The 16,676-nt window shown below is 63.2% G+C and carries 13 protein-coding genes and 1 pseudogene; 4 read left to right on the top strand and 10 right to left on the bottom strand.

The annotated features are described in order from the left end of the window. The first annotated feature begins 16 nt into the window (after positions 1-16). Complete coding sequence (locus RX328_RS34740; protein WP_213249390.1) at positions 17-1,537, top strand: mannitol dehydrogenase family protein; 1,521 nt, start codon at positions 17-19, stop codon at positions 1,535-1,537. 7 nt (positions 1,538-1,544) lie between these two features. Here RX328_RS34740 and RX328_RS34745 read toward each other — a convergent pair whose 3' ends face one another. The 4 genes and pseudogenes from RX328_RS34745 to RX328_RS34760 all read right to left on the bottom strand — a co-directional run bounded on the left by RX328_RS34745 (position 1,545) and on the right by RX328_RS34760 (position 5,898). After that, complete coding sequence (locus RX328_RS34745) at positions 1,545-2,003, bottom strand: RidA family protein (protein WP_213249388.1); 459 nt, start codon at positions 2,001-2,003, stop codon at positions 1,545-1,547. Positions 2,004-2,029: 26 nt separating this feature from the next. Continuing rightward, complete coding sequence (locus RX328_RS34750) at positions 2,030-3,727, bottom strand: benzoate-CoA ligase family protein (RefSeq protein ID WP_213249386.1); 1,698 nt, start codon at positions 3,725-3,727, stop codon at positions 2,030-2,032. A gap of 193 nt (positions 3,728-3,920) precedes the next feature. Then, positions 3,921-5,415, bottom strand: a pseudogene (locus tag RX328_RS34755) (flavin-containing monooxygenase). Between the two features lie 33 nt (positions 5,416-5,448). Continuing rightward, the gene (locus RX328_RS34760) at positions 5,449-5,898 is read right to left on the bottom strand and encodes a cupin domain-containing protein (protein WP_213249384.1); all 450 of its coding nucleotides are present in this window, start codon (positions 5,896-5,898) and stop codon (positions 5,449-5,451) included. 244 nt (positions 5,899-6,142) lie between these two features. On the opposite strand from RX328_RS34760, the gene RX328_RS34765 reads away from it, so the two are divergent. Then, entirely contained in the window at positions 6,143-7,159 is a 1,017-nt protein-coding gene (locus RX328_RS34765) for an AraC family transcriptional regulator (protein WP_213249382.1), read from the top strand. On the opposite strand, the gene RX328_RS34770 is transcribed toward RX328_RS34765, so the two are convergent. Both RX328_RS34770 and RX328_RS34775 read right to left on the bottom strand, forming a co-directional pair. Further along, the gene (locus tag RX328_RS34770; protein ID WP_249726215.1) at positions 7,156-7,980 is read right to left on the bottom strand and encodes an alpha/beta hydrolase; all 825 of its coding nucleotides are present in this window, start codon (positions 7,978-7,980) and stop codon (positions 7,156-7,158) included. The genes RX328_RS34765 and RX328_RS34770 overlap by 4 nt on opposite strands. A 23-nt stretch (positions 7,981-8,003) precedes the next feature. Beyond that, a complete protein-coding gene (locus RX328_RS34775) occupies positions 8,004-8,498 on the bottom strand; it encodes a MarR family winged helix-turn-helix transcriptional regulator (protein ID WP_213249380.1) in 495 nt (164 codons plus the stop codon). A 212-nt stretch (positions 8,499-8,710) separates the two neighbouring features. Between RX328_RS34775 and RX328_RS34780 the strand changes: the two genes are divergently transcribed. After that, positions 8,711-9,886: an ABC transporter substrate-binding protein gene (locus tag RX328_RS34780; protein WP_213249379.1), complete on the top strand. Its 1,176-nt coding sequence runs from the start codon at positions 8,711-8,713 to the stop codon at positions 9,884-9,886. Positions 9,887-9,907: 21 nt separating this feature from the next. Then, positions 9,908-10,363, top strand: a complete 456-nt coding sequence (locus RX328_RS34785; protein ID WP_213249378.1) for a cupin domain-containing protein — start codon at positions 9,908-9,910, stop codon at positions 10,361-10,363. A gap of 123 nt (positions 10,364-10,486) precedes the next feature. On the opposite strand, the gene RX328_RS34790 is transcribed toward RX328_RS34785, so the two are convergent. The 4 genes from RX328_RS34790 to RX328_RS34805 all read right to left on the bottom strand — a co-directional run bounded on the left by RX328_RS34790 (position 10,487) and on the right by RX328_RS34805 (position 16,125). Continuing rightward, positions 10,487-11,740: a flavin-dependent oxidoreductase gene (locus RX328_RS34790; RefSeq protein ID WP_213249375.1), complete on the bottom strand. Its 1,254-nt coding sequence runs from the start codon at positions 11,738-11,740 to the stop codon at positions 10,487-10,489. A gap of 209 nt (positions 11,741-11,949) precedes the next feature. Further along, entirely contained in the window at positions 11,950-14,298 is a 2,349-nt protein-coding gene (locus RX328_RS34795) for a bifunctional salicylyl-CoA 5-hydroxylase/oxidoreductase (RefSeq protein ID WP_213249373.1), read from the bottom strand. Between the two features lie 192 nt (positions 14,299-14,490). Further along, positions 14,491-15,327 (bottom strand): enoyl-CoA hydratase family protein, encoded by an 837-nt coding sequence (locus RX328_RS34800; protein WP_213249371.1) that lies wholly within the window; start codon positions 15,325-15,327, stop codon positions 14,491-14,493. A gap of 36 nt (positions 15,328-15,363) precedes the next feature. After that, the gene (locus tag RX328_RS34805) at positions 15,364-16,125 is read right to left on the bottom strand and encodes an SDR family NAD(P)-dependent oxidoreductase (protein ID WP_213249369.1); all 762 of its coding nucleotides are present in this window, start codon (positions 16,123-16,125) and stop codon (positions 15,364-15,366) included. Between the last annotated feature and the right edge of the window lie 551 nt (positions 16,126-16,676).

Here is a 16,676-nt window from a genome sequence, read left to right on the forward strand (position 1 = left end):
ATGGATTGAGCCTCTCATGTCAAGCGACGCGGCAAACAGCCCGCCAGCCGACCCGAAAAACGGCGAGTTCCGCCTATCGAATGCCAACCTTCATCGGCTTCCCGGCCAGATCCGCCGCCCCGGGTATGACCGCTCGCTCATCTCGCCAGGCATCGTTCATCTCGGAATTGGCGCGTTCCACCGGGCCCACCAGGCGGTGGTGATCGACCACCTGTTGGCAGGCGGCGCAATGGATTGGGGAATCGTTGGGGCCAGTTTGCGCAGCCCGGCGACACGCGATGCCCTCGCCCCGCAGGATGGCCTTTACACGCTGGCCGTCCGCTCCGGCGTGGGTACCGATCACCGCATCATCGGCTCGGTTCTCGGTATCGACGTCGCCAGCGAAAAACCCGGCCAGTTAATTGCGCGCCTGGCCAACCCGGCCACGCGTATCGTCTCGCTGACGGTCACCGAAAAGGGCTATTGTCATACGCTGCAGACCGGCGATCTGGACGAGCATCATCCCGACATCGTTCACGACCTGCAGAACCCGGGCACGCCACGCTCGGCCATCGGATTCCTGGTAGCCGCGCTCGCGCGCCGACGGATCGCGGGCGAAGCCCCCTTCACCGTTCTCTCCTGCGACAATCTCTCCGCCAATGGCCAAACGGTCGGGCGGATCGTGACGCAGTTCGCTGCCTTGCGATCGCGCAATCTCGCCAAATGGATTGAAGCGGAGGTGGCCTTCCCTTCGACCATGGTGGACCGGATTGTGCCGGAGACCACGGACCTCGACCGGGCGGAGATTTCTTCAGCGCTCGGCATGATCGACGCATGGCCCATTATCACAGAACCATTCACGCAATGGATCGTTGAAGACCGCTTTCCGGCTGGACGGCCGGACTTTGCGGCCGCGGGCGTGCAACTTGTTTCTGACGTGACGCCGTTCGAACATATGAAGCTGCGGCTACTCAACGCCAGCCACTCGGCGCTCGCCTATCTCGGCTATCTCGCAGGCTTTGAAACCATCGCCGCAACGATGACCGACCTTCGCTTTGTGGCGTTTGCCCGACAGGTGATGCAGGACGCCGCGCCGACGCTGGCGATGCCTGAAGGCACGGATCTGGCAGCCTATAGTGCATCGCTGCTGCAGCGCTTCTCCAATCCGGCCCTGCATCATCGCACCTGGCAGATCGCGATGGACGGATCGCAGAAGCTGCCGCAACGGCTGCTCGCGACCATGCAAGACCGGTTGCGGCTGGGCCTTTCGATCGATACCCACGCGCTCGCGGTGGCCGGCTGGATGCGTTACGTCACCGGGACCGACGAGCAAGGCCGCGCGATCGATTTGCGTGATCCCCTGGCGAGAGAATTGGCCGATATCGCCGAGCGTGCCGGACCGGTCGCGGAGCGGCTTGCTCCCGCGCTGCTGGAGGTCGGCTCCATCTTCGGCACGCTCGGAACCGATCCTCGCATGCGCGGCGCCGTCACCGAGGCGCTGGCAAAGCTCTACGCACTGGGCGCGCGTCAGACCGTGCAGACGTTTCAGCCCACATGACGCAAGATCAGCGCGGCACTACTGCCGTCGCCTCGATCTCGACGCGCGCTTCCTTCTCGACCAGTCGCACCACCTGCACCAGCGCCATCGCCGGATAATGCGCGCCAAAAATCTCGCGATAGACGCGGCCGAGCTCCTTCAGGCTTGCGAGATATTCCTCGATGTCGACGACATACCAGGTCAGGCGCACCAGATGCTCAGGTTTCGCGCTGCCCTCGGCAAGGATGTCGGCAATGTTGCGCAGAGTCTGACCCACCTGCGCGACGAAATCGGGCTCCAGGCGGCCCTGCGCATCCCAGCCGATCACGCCGCCGGTCACGACGAGACGGCCATCGGCCGCCATGCCATTGGCGTATCCTTTCGGCATCGGCCAGCCGCTCGGCTGCAGCACTTGCGGGCTTGGCGGCGAGGTATCGGTCGTGGGATGAGGCACCACGCTCAGTGTGGGGCCTTTGGGGGCGGTCACCGGCTTTTCTCCATCAGGGTTAGAAATTATTCCGCGGCAACGCTTGGCGACGCTGGGCCGGCCGCAGCCATCTGCCGGAGCGTAAAGCGCCTCAGCTTGCCGGTTTCGGTCTTCGGCAGTTGCGCGACATATTCGATCGCACGTGGATATTTATAGGGCGCAATCGTCTGCTTGACGTGATCCTGCAACGCCTGCGTCAGCGCAGCATCGGCAGCAACGCCGCCCGCCAGAACCACATAGGCCTTGACGATCATGCCGCGCGCCTCGTCGGGCGCGCCGACCACGCCGCATTCGGCGACGGCAGGATGCGACAGCAGCGCCGCTTCGACCTCGGGCCCTGCAATGTTGTAGCCGGAAGAGACGATCATATCGTCCGAGCGGGCGATAAAGGACAGTCGGCCATTCGCGTTGCGGACAAAGGTATCGCCCGTCAGATTCCAGCCGTCGCGCACATAATTCGACTGCCTCTTGTCGGCGAGATAGCGGCACCCGGTCGGCCCGCGCACCGCGAGCTTGCCGACGGTGCCCGCCGGCAATTCGTTCATGTCGTCGTCGACGATCTTTGCCTCGTAGCCCGTCACGGGATGTCCCGTCGTGCCCGCCACCGCATCGCCGACGCGGTTGGTGATGAAAATGTGCAGCAGTTCCGTCGAGCCGATACCGTCGAGAATGGTCTTGCCGGTCTTGCGGGTCCAGCTCTCGAATACCGGCGCCGGCAAGGTTTCGCCGGCGGAAACCGCGATCCGCAACGATGACAGATCGGCGCCGTTGTCCATCGCCGCCATCATCGCGCGGTACGCCGTCGGGGAGGTGAAGCAGATCGTCGCTTTGTAGGTCTCGATGATCTTGACCATCTCGGGCGGCGAGGCGTTCTCCAACAGCGTCGCCGTCGCGCCGAACCGCAACGGGAAGATTGCGAGCCCCCCGAGCCCGAACGTGAAGGCAAGCGGCGGCGAGCCGACGAAAACGTCGTCCTCGGTAACGTTGAGCACTTCCCTGGCATAGCCATCGGCAATGATCATGAGGTCGCGATGGAAATGCATCGTCGCCTTCGGCTCGCCCGTCGTGCCCGAGGTGAATCCCAGCAAGGCGACGTCGTCGCGCCCTGTCTTCACCGCGTCGAACCGGACCGGCTTGTTCAGCGCCACCCGATCGAGCTCGGCATCGTGGTTGGACGTGCCGTCGAAATTCACCACCTGCTTCAGGAATCGGCTGGTTTTGCCGCATGCGACCAGCTCATCGGCGATGCGACTGTCGGTCAGCGCCAATGCAATCTCCGCCTTGTCGACGATCTTGCTCAGCTCACCGGCGCGCAGCATCGGCATGGTGTTGACGACGACCGCGCCTGCCTTTGTCGCCGCCAGCCATGCTGCGACCAGCGCCGGGTTGTTGCCGGAGCGGATCAGGACGCGGTTGCCGGGCTTGACGCCGTAGTTCTCCACCAGCGCGTGCGCCAGGCGATTCGACCAATCGGCCAATTCCTTGTAGGTGCGCTGGCGGCCGTTGCCGATCAGTGCGATCCGATCGCCCCAGCCTTTTTCGACGATGCGGTCGGTCAGTTCGACTGCGGCGTTGAGATATTCGGGATACTGAAATTCCGGCCGGTCGAGCAGCAGATCCGGCCATTGCTCTGATGGCGGCAGATTTCGCCGCGCAAAATCATCGACGTGGCTCGACGGACCAAGAGACCGACCAAGGGATCGGCTGGGAGTTCTACCTGACATTTCCGTCTCTCCTCGCTTTCATCAATGAAAGGCCCGAGATCGATATCGAGGACGCCCGGCAACGCCGTCTCGCTAATCATTTTAGGCTTAAAACAATTTTTCGCAAGGGTGGAATGACGCTTCCCACCATATAGGGAAGAACCGGACAGCAGCCGCCCGGCTCCCATTGGTGTTTCGGGAACTCCTCCCCGCCCTAGGCGACGGCCCGGTAACTCGGCGCTGCGGCGAGGAAGCGACCGTAAGCGGCGGCATCGGGAGGGGTAAATTTCTCCACGAGCGGATTACGCCGGCGTCCGGATACGCCGATGTCGGCGAGCAGTTCGTCAAAATGCTTGAAGTGATAGGGCGCGACGCAAAGCCCGCCATAGACGCCGGCGGCCGGCCGCTCGACGCGCTTGAAATGCAGCATCATCTCGATGTTGTCCCGCATCTCCTTGGGCGTCGGCTGACGGGCGAGCTGTCCATCGGCGTAGCGCACGAGCCAGTTCGCGGCGAGGTCTGCGCATAATACCGTGCAGAAGCTGGAGTTGAAGCCGACAAATCCCATTTCGGGCAGGTCCGGATTGGCAATCAGCCGATAGAGCCGGTACTGCCCGTCAGGATCGACCAGCTTGTCGCGATACGCCTGCGGCAGGAAGGGAACGCCCAATTTGTAGCCGATCGCGAGCACGGCGACATCGGCCTGAACGCGCTGCCCGCCGGTCATCACGATCGTATTGCCGTCGTAGCGCTCAAAGCTGCCGCGGATAGCCTTGATGCGCTTGTCCGCGACCATCGGAAAGAATCCCGGCGTGGCAATCGGCACCGAGCAGTTGACGCCGTCCTCAATCCGCTCTTTCGGCACCATATCGCATTTGCCGAGCTTGAGCTGAACCTTCAGAAGGCTCTCCAGCCCGCGCCAGTTGGCCCAGATGAACGGCTTTGCGACCGCATACGCTAACCGCGATATCGCGCCGATGCCCCAGCTCCGGAACATCTCCTCCTGCGCGCGGATGTAGAGAATGCGTTTGAAATTATCCAAGCCGCCGATGAAATAGGGAATCCGCCACACCGGCTCGCGGTACACCAGCGTCACTTCCGCGGCGCCGGAATTGACCGCATTGACCGCGATGTCGGTTGCCGACTTCGAACCGCCGAGCACGACGATCCTGCGGCCTTTGGCAATCGCCGGGTCGTTGTATTGCGAGGAGTGCAGGATGTGTCCACCTTGCGCCATGAAGGCGTCTTCGCCGGGCAGACTGAGCGTCTGCGGCTTATTGAACTGCCCGGTGCATACCGCGACGAAATCGAAGTCTTCGTGCGTGGTACCGCCATCCGGCCCCACGCAGATCGAGCCGCCAGCCGGGCGCAGAATCCGGACGGCGGTCCATCTGCACCACCGTCGTGCGGAAGCGGATCGCGCCGAGGAGATTGTTGTCCTTTGCGTACTCGGTGAGATAGGCGTGGACCTGCGGACCCTTCGGCCATTCCGGGTATGAATCCGGCATCGCCTTGTCGGTGTAGCGGTAGAGATCCTTCGGGCTCTGCGTTTGCACCTCCGGATAGGACCGCGCCGGCTCCCAGACCCCGCCCAGATCGCCGCTGCGCTCGACGATCGTGATCTCGTGTCCGCGCGCGGCGAAGGCTTTTGCGGCCGCAAGTCCGGATACGCCTGCGCCAATGACGCAGACTTTCTGTCGGCTGACCATGACGACGTCTCCAGCTAGGATGAGCTCAGGAAGTTATTCGTTGGCCTCGGGCGGCAAAAAGTTCACTTCGTGCTGCGCCGAGATCCGAACCACCTCTTCGGGGTCGGTCAGATTGTGGAGCTGGTTGAACAGCGCTTCGAGCTTCTGCATCGGCGAAACCCAGAACAGCGCGCGGGCCGGCTTGTCCGATTTGTTGAAATAGCCATGCGGAATGCCGCGCGGCATTCGAACAAGGTCGCCGGCCTTGGCTTGCATCCAAACGCCGTCGAGCTTGAGATCGAGAACGCCCTCCTGCACTAGGATGAATTCATCCTGTGTGGGGTGAACGTGCACCGGCACGAACTGGCCGGGCTCGCTGTTGGTCTCGAAGGCGAAGGTTGAATCGGTTACGGCTTTGGGGAAGTAGACTTGACCGAGGATATTCCAGGTCTTGCCGCCGTAGCCGGTGCCGTTTCGGGTGATGCCCTTTTCGAGTGCTGCCATGTCGCCATCTCCTCTGTCGTGGTTGGTGGTTGCGAGGCCCAGAACGGTTCGCGCAGGCTCTAACGCAGCGCGGCGGCCGTCTAGCCGGAAAACGAATCCGTCGAACCCATCGCGAAAACTTTTGGATGCTGCGGCGCGATACGATCGGCTGCCTTCCGATCAGGCATAAGCGGCCATCAAATCGCCTTCCCAACCATCCGGCCCACAGATATTATAGACTTCAAATAATGCAGAGAGCCGGGCCGTGGAGACGGGCACCAGCATTGTCAGGCATGACCCAACCGTCCGGCTGGCGGCATTTAACCGCGTTTCGACCGACAGCGTCGATGACGCCGCCGAGGCGATCGGACGCATATTCTGCCCGCATGAGCTAAAGCCCGCCCGCGCCTCATCCGAATTCTTCGCGCTGCATAACAGCGCGGTCTTTGGCGGGTTCTCCGTCAACTACGTCGCCTATGGCGGATCGGTGTCGATCGACCCTGGCTGTCTCGAGCGTTTCTTCCTGTTGCAAATTCCCGTGCACGGTTCAGCGTGGATCCAAACCGCCTCGCGCGACGTCGCAACCTCGCCCGGCGCAAGCGCCTCGCTGCTATCGCCGACGATTCCAACACGAATGATCTGGCAGGGTAGTTGCGCCCAGATCATTCTGCTGGTCGACCGTCGTCTGCTGGAGCAACGGGCAGCGGCGCTGTCAGGGCGGCCGGCAAGTGCGGTCGAGTTCGAGCCGGCGATCGATCTCTGCTCCGCAGCCGGCCGGGAGCTTCAGTCGCAGATTTTGGAGTTCGTCGATCTCGCCGAGCGCCTCGGACCGCGAAGACCGCGTTCGCCGATGGCCGCGGCCAACATGCGCGAGACATTATTGGGTGCTTTGCTCCACGGCCAGCATCACAGCGCCAGCGATGCCATCGAGCGATTTGGTGGCCGAGTCGAAACGCTGCCGCAATCGCTACGGCGGGCGCGCGAATTCCTGCATGCGCATGCAGACGAGCCGCTCGACCTCGCACAGCTCGCCGCGGCCGCAGGCACGGGCATCCGCGCGCTGCAGCTCGGCTTCAGGCGGCATTTCGGAATGTCGATCTCGGAGATGCTGCGGGACATCCGCCTCGCGCACCTCAACGTCAGACTGGCCGGCGCCTCCCCTAAGGACAGCATCACCGACATCGCATTCGAGCTCGGCTTTACCCACCTCAGCCGAATGGCAAGCGCCTATCGCGCCAAGTTCGGCGAGACGCCATCGGCGACCCTGCGCGGGATGAACTAGCGCCCGGCCAGTTGCTTCAGCCGCAGCGTCATCGGCGAGTTTGGATCGGTAAGCGGCGCGATGGCGGTAAAATGGTTGGCCTCGGGAATCGTCGCAAATCGCGTCGCGGTGCCGACCGCGCCCCAGGCATCGACAATGGTGCGGCTCTGCCGGAGATACTCGGCGCTCTCATTGCCGCCCACCACCGCGTCCAGACTGCCGCGCATCGGCGATTTCCAGAACAAGGGACTCGCCGCCTTCGCGGATGCATCGTCGAGCTTCAAAGCCGTGTTGACGGATGTCTTGACCAGCGGACGAAGGTCAAACAGGCCTGATATGGCATAGGCAGCGGTTACAAGATTCTCCGGCAGCGACGGATCGAACGCGTGCCAGTCGGTCGCCAGCAGACAGGCCGCGAGATGGCCGCCCGCGGAATGGCCGCTGACGACGAGCGGCCGTCCGAGCTTTGCCAGTTCCCGCGCCGCCGCCCGCATCTCACCAATGATGTCGCCAACGGAAACGGCGGGACACAGATCGTAGCTCGGCACGGCGACGTCGATGCCGTGAGCATTCAATCCCGCAGCCAGGTGGCTGAATGACGAACCATCGAGCGCCTGCCAGTAGCCGCCATGGATAAAGACGACGATCGGACCCGCACCGTCGCCAGCAAACAGATCGATCCGATTGCGTTCGCCCGGGCCGTAAGAGATCACCTTGAGGCGCTCGCGATGCGCCTCGCAATAAGCCGCTGCATCGCGCGACCAGCCGGACATGATCGCGGGATGTTCGGGGACTCGCGCGCGGTTATTGTATTCGGCCTCGTAGTCCACATCCGCGTTCAAGAATCACCCTTCCGTTGTCAGCCTCAGCCGCCCCGCACCTTCGCGGATTTCTGTGCCGAAGCCTTGGTCTTGGCCAAGAGGCGCATCAACTCGCGGACATCCTTCGGCGTCAGGTCCGCGAACATATCTGCGATCCATAATTCGTGTTCCGCCGCCATCTTGCGGAATTCGGCGCGACCCGCCTTGGTCAGGCGGATCACCTGCACGCGGCGGTCGACATCCGAGGTGCGACGGTCGAGATGCCCTGACTCGACCAGGCGCTCGACGAGGCCGGTGACGTTGCCATTCGAAACCATCATCCGCTTGGAAACATCGGACAGCGTCATGCCCTCTGGCACCTTGTCGAGTTGGGCCATCAGGTCGAACCGCGGCAGCGTGACATCGAAGCGCTCGCGCAAACGGCTGCGTACCTCGCCCTCGATCAGGGTCGTGCAGGTCAGGAGGCGAAGCCATAGCCTGAGTTCGTCGCCATGATGCTCCGGGAGCTCGACGGCTTTGGTCTCTGAATCGAGAGTCATGGTGTTATCTTGTCTGCGTTGGACGTTCGGCGACCCCGAACAGACCGCAGCTCGGGATCATTGTCCAGATTTGTTTAAGTTTCAAGCAATTGGCGCATGGCTTGCATGGCTCCGTTGTTGCTTGCAGCTGCAGTCACCGCCAGAATAAGCTGCACTCCGAGCATTTGATGTAGCGTGGGTTGGCTGCAGAGCCGCCGAACGGAGGAATAATTATGAAGCAGTCGTTGAAGCTGACCGGGCTGGCCGTTTTGCTGGGTGTTGCCGCAGGGCCGGCGGTAGCGCAGGAGAAGATCAAGATCGGCGTGATCACGACCTTGTCCGGCCCTGCGGCCGTGCTCGGCCAGCAATCCCGCGATGGCTTCCAGCTCGCGGTCAAGGAGCTCGGCGGCAAAATGGCCGGCAAGGACGTCGAGGTCGTCGTCGTCGACGACGAACTCAAGCCCGATGGCGCCGTCACCAAGGTCAAGGGCCTGCTCGAGCGCGAGAAGGTCGACTTCGTCGTCGGACCGATCTTTTCCAACATCCTGCAGGCCATCCACCGACCGGTGACCGAGAACAAGACGTTCCTGATCAGCCCGAATGCGGGGCCGTCGAGCTATGCCGGCAAGGAGTGCAGCCCGTTCTTCTACGTGACTTCGTACCAGAACGATCAGGTTCACGAGATCCTCGGCAAGGTCGCCCAGGACCGCGGCTACAAGCGCATGTATGTGCTGGTGCCGAACTATCAGGCCGGCAAGGATTCGGCGGCCGGATTCAAGCTCGACTACAAGGGCGAGATCGTCGAGGAGAGCTACACCCCGCTCGGCACGCTGGATTTCCAGGTCGAGCTGACCAAGATCGCTTCCTCGAAAGTCGATGCGCTGTTCACCTTCATGCCGGGCGGCATGGGCGTCGGGCTTGTGAAGCAGTATCGGCAGGCCGGCCTCGCTGACAAGATTCCGGTACTGTCGGCGTTCACGGTCGACGAATCGACCCTGCCCGCGCAGCAGGATGCCGCTGTCGGCATGTTCGGCGGCGCCAACTGGGCGCCGAACATGGACAATCCGCAGAGCAAAAAGTTCGTTGCTGCATACGAGGCCGCCTACAACAGCGTGCCCGGCACCTACGCCATGCAGGGCTACGATACGGCCATGCTGATCGACAGCGCGGTGAAGGCGGTCAAGGGCGATCTGAAAAACAAGGACGCAGTATCCGCTGCGTTGAAAAAGGCCGAGTTCACCTCGCTACGCGGCGACTTCAAGTTCAACGTCAACGGCTATCCGATTCAGAATTTCTACCTGACCAAGGTCGCCAAGCGTCCGGACGGCAAATTCCAGACCGAGATCGTCGAGAAGGTATTTTCCAACTACGGCGACCGCTACGCCAAGGATTGCAGGCCCGCGAAATAATGTTTGGGAAGGGAACAGCACATGAAGACTGAAATCGCCGGCATCACCCGCGCCAATGAGGGAATCCAGGGAATTTCCTGGAGCATCCTCGGACAGATCTACGTGCCGAAGAGCGTTACCGAGCATTCCTTCTCCTGGCACGCGTCGTTCCCGCCCGAGACTTTCGTGCCGCCGCACATCCACCCCGATCAGGACGAATACCTCTACATCCTGGAAGGCCAGCTCGACTTCTTCCTCGACGGCGCCGACACACAGGCGACACCCGGCGATCTGGTGCGGCTGCCGATGGGCAAGCCGCACGGCATCTTCAACAAGTCGGGACGGACCGCGAAGACGCTGTTCTGGGTCTCGCCGACACGGCGGCTCTACGACCTGTTCTGGGCGATCCACAACATGAAGGAGCAGACGCCGGACGCGGTGGTGGCGCTGGCGGCCGAGCACAACATCCACTTCCTGCCGCCGCCTCCGGGGGCGTGAGAGAATATCCCTTAGCCGTAGCCCGGATGGAGCGCAGCGAAATCCGGGTCGCGCGTCACGGCCATGACCGTCCCGGATTGCGCTTCGCTTCATCCAGGCTACGGGCGTGCTACGCGGATGTCCCTACGCCCGCACCGCCGCTAGCCCAAGCGGCGGCGGGGCGAAGCCGGCCTTGGACGCATAGCCGCGCACGATCGCCTCGCGCTGGGCGTGGCTCAGCACCTTTTCGATATCGGTAAAACCGTCCGGTGCCAGTTGCTCGACGGCGTCGATCACGCCCTCGGGGCCGCCACGGCGGTTCGCGCGCACGATCTCTGCCGTCATCGGCAGGCGCTTCTTCTCATAGGCGACCAGCGCCTGGCGCGGATGCTCGGCGCGCGCCAGTTCATCAGCAAGCGCCCGCGCATCGAGGATCGCTTGCGAGGCGCCGTTGGAGCCGACCGGATACATCGGATGCGCGGCGTCGCCGAGCAGCGTGACGCGTCCCCAGGTCCAGTACGGCAGCGGATCGCGGTCGCAGCACGGATATTCATAGAATTCCGGCGTCGCCGAGATCAGGCTGCGCACGTCGACATACGGCACCTTGAACCGCTCGACATGCGGCATCAGTTCCTCGCGCTTACCAGGCCGCGACCAGTCCTCGCGGCGCGGCGGCGGCGAATTGCCGTCGCCGATCTTCACCATGACAGCCCAATTGGTCAGCCGGCTCGATGGACTCGAGCCTTCCGCAATTGGATACACCACGACCTTGGCATTCAGCCCGCCGGCCACGATCATCGAGCGGCCGGTCAGGAACGCCGGCCAGTCGCGCGCGCCGCGCCACAGCATCAGGCCGTTCCAGCACGGCGGACCCTCGTCCGGGAACAGCATCTCGCGCACGCGCGAGTGAATGCCGTCGGCGCCGATCAAAATATCGCCACGCGCGGTTTTGACATGGGAGCCGGTGCGGTCGAAGAAGTGCGCGACCACGCCGCCCTCGTGCTGCGCGAATGCGCCGAGCCGGCAACCGGTGTGGATCGCCTCATTGCCGAGCCGTTCCTCGACGGCGCGATGGATCACGCTTTGCAGGCGGCCGCGATGGACCGAGAATTGCGGCACGTCGTGTCCGGCATCGAGACCGCGCGGCTCGCGCCAGACTTCCTGGCCGTGGCGGTTGAGGTAATACAATTGATCGGTGCGAACAGCTGCGGCGTCCAGCCGATCCAACAGGCCAAGGCCGGTCAATTCTCTGATCGCATGCGGCAGCGTGTTGATGCCGACACCGAGCTCGCGGATGGTGTCGGACTGCTCGAATACTTCGCAGTCGATGCCGCGGGCGCGCAGCATCAGCGCGGTGGTGAGGCCTCCGATGCCGCCTCCGACGATGATCGCTTTCATGCGCGTAACTCCAACTCTCTTCCTCAACCTCGCCCCACTTGCGGCGAGAGGTCGGATCGCCTCGGCGATGCGAAGCATCGTCCGGTGCGATCCGGGTGAGGGGTACCGCACTCACCGCGTTCACAGCTCGCGGTGAGAGCCCCTCACCCCTGCCCTCTCCCCGCGAAGGGCGGGGAGAGGGAGGTGACGGAGAGAGCCTGCCATTCACCCTATTCGGCTGCAAGCGGCTTTGTCGCCTCGGCTTTCAGCTCGGCGCGGGTTTTCGGTTTAGCCTTAACCTTGAGGTCCTCGAAATCCTGCCGGTCGCGTACGCTGTTGCGGAAAATTTGTTCCTTGCCGGGCAGATATTGTGGCGGATAGGCAATGTCGGCGCCATACCAGGCCGCAGCCCGCATCGTGAACGACGGATCGACCAGATGCGGCCGGCCGAGCGCGACGAGGTCGGCGCGGCCGGCGGCCAAAATCGTATTCACCTGATCCGCGGTGGTGATGTTCCCGACGCACATGGTCGCCACTCGGGCCTCGTTGCGAACCTGTTCCGAAAACGGCGTCTGGAACATCCGGCCATAGACCGGCTGCGCGTCGCGCACGGTCTGGCCCGTGGAGACATCGATCAGATCGACGCCGGCTTCGGCGAACGCCCGCGCGATCGCGACCGCATCGTCACCGGTGATGCCGCCCGCCGCCCAGTCGGTGGCGGAGATCCGCACCGACATCGGCTTGTGCGCCGGCCACGCCGCCCGCATCGCCTCGAACACCTCCAGCGGATAGCGCAGCCGGTTGGCGAGCGTGCCGCCATATTCGTCGGTCCGTTGATTGGTCAGCGGCGAGATGAAACTCGCCAGCAGATAACCGTGGGCGCAGTGCAGCTCCAGCATATCGAAGCCACACGCCACGCCGCGCAATGCCGACGCCACGAACTCGGCCTTGACGCTATCCATCGCGGCGCGATCCATCTCGCGCGGCACCTGGCTGTCGGGGAAATAAGGCAGCGGCGACGCCGAGATCACGTCCCAACCGCCCTGCTCCAGCGGCCGGTCCATCCCCTCCCACATTAACTTGGTCGCACCCTTGCGGCCGGCGTGTCCGAGTTGCAGGCAGATCTTTGCCGACGAATTGGCATGGACGAAATCGACGATGCGCGTCCAGGCGGCCTGCTGCTCGTCGTTCCACAGACCGGTGCAGCCCGGCGTGATGCGGGCATCGCGGCCGACGCAGGTCATCTCGGTGAAGATCAGCCCGGCGCCGCCGATCGCGCGCGAGCCGTAATGCACCAGATGGAAATCGCCGGGCACGCCCTCTTTCGCCGAATACATGCACATCGGCGAGACCACCGCGCGGTTCCTCACTTCCATCTCGCGCAGCCTGAACGGCTGGAACATCGGCGCCACGGGCTTGTCGAGATCGACGTCAAAGCCTTTCGCACGCACCTGCTTCGCAAACGCCTTGTCGACCTCGCGGACAAACTCCGGCGCGCGCAGCGTCAGATTGTCATAGGTGATCGCCTTGGCGCGGGTCATGACGCCGAAGGCGAACTGCACGGGATCGAAATCCCAGAAGCGATCGACATGCTCGAACCAGACCAGCGACACGTCGGCGGCGTGCTGGGTCTTCTCAACCTCTTCGCGCCGCCCCTGCTCGTAGGTCTGCAACGCGGCGTCGACGGTCGGCGCCTGCGCCATGGCGTCGGCGAGCGCAATCGCGTCTTCCATCGCGAGCTTGGTGCCCGAGCCGATCGAAAAATGCGCGGTCGCCTTGGCATCGCCAAGCAGCACCATGTTGTCCTTGATCCAGCGCTCGCTGCGGATCATCGGGAAATTGCGCCACATCGAGCGATTGATCAGCAGCGGATGACCGTCGAGGAACCAGCCGAAAATCTCCGCCATGCGATCGGCGGATTGCCGCTCGCTTAGGCCTTCGAGACCGGCCCGCTGAAACGTCACGGCATCGGTCTCGAAAATCCAGGTCGAGCGGCCCGCTTCGTACTGGTAGGCGTGCGCGATGAACGGCCCCCACTCGGTCTCCTGGAAGATGAAGGTGAAGGCATCGAGCGGCCGGGTCGAACCCATCCAGGCGAACTTGTTGGAGCGCAGGTCGACCCGGGGCTGAAAATGCCCGATGTATTTGTCGCGGAAGCGGCTGTTGATGCCGTCGGCGAGCACGATCAGATCAGCGTCGGCGAAGCGGGCTTCGTCATCGATGTCGGTTTCGAACAGCAACGTCACGCCAAGTTCGCGCGCGCGCTCCTGCAGGATCAACAGCAGCGTGCGGCGCGAGCAGCCGCAAAAACCGTTGCCGCCGACGCGGTGGACGGTGCCGCGGAAATGCACGGCGATATCGTCCCAATAGGCGAATTCCTCGGTGATGCGGCGATAGCTCGGCGGATCGTACTTTTCGAAATTGTCCAGCGTGGCATCGGAGAACACGACGCCGAAGCCGAAGGTATCGTCGGCACGGTTGCGCTCATAGACGGTGATCTCGGCCTGCGGCCGCTGTTTCTTCAAGAGGATCGCGGCATAGAGACCGGCCGGTCCGCCGCCGATTATCGCGATCTTCATCTACCGCCTCCGAAACAGGCTGTCGGGCTAGTTCCAAATTACTTTAAGCATAAAATAATTTCGGAGCAAGGGGTCGCTTGCGTGTAGTTACGTAGCCCGGGTGGAGCGAAAGCGAAACCCGGGGTTCTCGCCAGGTGAGGCAGTGGTCCCCGGGTTTCGCTTCGCTGCACCCGGGCTACGGTCAACGTCCTCTCAATTCCCCTGAAACACCGGGGTTCGCTTGTTCGAAAACGCCTCGAACGCCCTCGCGAAATCTTCCGTGGTCATGCAGAGCGCCTGGGCGACTGCTTCGGCCTCGATCGCTTCCTCCACCGACATTGCCCATTCCATCGCCAGCATGCGCTTGGTCATGGTGTTGGCGAAGGTGGGTCCTTCCGCAATCTGCTTGGCCAGTAATTGCGCCTGCCGCAGCGCTTGTTCCGGAGTGACGATCCTGGAGAAGAAGCCCCATTTCTCGCCCTCTTCCGCGGTCATGAAGCGGCCGGTGTAGAGCAGTTCCGAAGCCCGTGACTGGCCGATGATGCGCGGCAGGATCGCGCAGGCGCCCATGTCGCAGCCGGCGAGCCCGACCTTGTTGAAGAGGAAAGCGACCTTGGCACCGGTGGCGGCGAGACGGATGTCCGAGGCCATGGCAATGATCGCGCCCGCGCCGGCGCAAATGCCTTCGACGGAAGCCACGATCGGTTGCGGGCACGCGCGCATTGCCTTGACCAGATTACCGGTCATGCGGGTGAAGGCGGTCAAGCCCTTGGTGTCCATCTGAATCAGGGGACCGATGATCTCGAACACATCACCGCCGGACGAGAAGTTGCCGCCGGCGCCGGTCACGACGACGGTCTTGACCTCGTCGTCCATCGCGCAGGCGCGGAAAAAGTCCGTGAGTTCGCGATAGCTATCGAAGGTCAGCGGATTCTTCCGCTCCGGGCGGTTGAGCGTCACTGTGGCGACGCGATCGACGACGGCCAGCAAGAAATGTTTCGGCGAATAGTCGGCCAGCGGCAGCGTGACGGGATTTGCAGGCTTGCTCATGGGATCTCCCTGAATTGCATTATTGTCGTTGGCCGGTCAGACCTCGCCACCGGCGACCGCGATGGCCTGCCCCGTGATCGCGCCGGCGCCTTCGCCGCAGAGCCAGAGCACGGTATCAGCTACTTCCGACGGCGCCACGAGGCGTCCTTGCGGATTGTGCTTTGACAACTCTGTGATCGCCTGCTCGCGGCTGCGGCCGGTCTTCTTGATGATGTTGTCGATCGACCCTTCCAGCAGATCGGTCTCGGTGAAGCCGGGACACACGGCGTTCACGGTAACGCCGCTCTTGGCCGTCTCCAGCGCCAGCGAACGGACGAGGCCGATCACCGCGTGTTTCGCCGCGCTGTAGGCGCTGACATAAGCGTAGCCCTTGAGGCCAGCGGTCGACGCGACGGCGACGATCCGACCGCGGCGGCGCTCCAGCATTCCGGGCAATACCGCCTGCGCGGCATGAACCACGCCCATGAAATTGATGTCCATCATCCGCTGGAACAACGCCGCATCGGAGCGGCCGAACGGCGCGGACTCCGCCGCGCCGGCGTTGGCAATGAGGATGTCGATCGGCTGTCGCGCGGCGGCTTCGGCAACTGCCGACTTGACGGAAGCCTGGTCGGCGACATCAGCAACGGCTGCAAACTGCGCCGCACCGGATGCAATGGCTTCATCCAACGTCGCACGGTTGCGGCCGAGCACCGTCACCGTCGCGCCTGCATTCGACAGTGCCGCCGATATCGCAAGGCCAATGCCCCGCCCGCCGCCGGTGACGAGCGCATGGGAGGAACGCGACAATTGGGACATCGGTTATGCCTCCAGGATGATGGTTCAGCATATATTTTAAACTTCAAGCTTTTGCAAGGAAGGCGGCGGCTCTCGGCACGGGCCTCATGGTTCGAGACGCGCGGCGCTGCCGCGCTCCTCACCATGAGGGTCTCGGACCTCATCCTGAGGAGGCGCAAAGCGCCGTCTCGAAGGATGCAGGCCCCGCTCTCTCCCCGTCATTGCGAGCGAAGCGAAGCAATCCATCGTTCCGCGGACGAGGTGACAATGGATTGCTTCGCTTTCGCTCGCAATGACGTGGATACACCTTCGCGATCTCGCGACGCACTGCGCCCGAGGCTTGCCTGAAAACCACCCGCCCTCCTGATCAGAGGGCGCAGGGAAGACCGGGTGCGCGCCGCACCCGCGGTCTCGTGTGCAGTTTGCGCACTAAGAGCGCGCACACGAGCATACAGGTACAGCGGGAGCATCCCGGCCTTCCCTGCGCAATGGCTTTACGGCTTACTCCGTGCTCTTCCCGGTGAACGGCTTTCTTGCCACCGTCATCGGCGGGACACTTCCCGCCAACTTAA

This window comes from Bradyrhizobium sp. sBnM-33, from assembly GCF_032917945.1.
Lineage (GTDB): Bacteria > Pseudomonadota > Alphaproteobacteria > Rhizobiales > Xanthobacteraceae > Bradyrhizobium.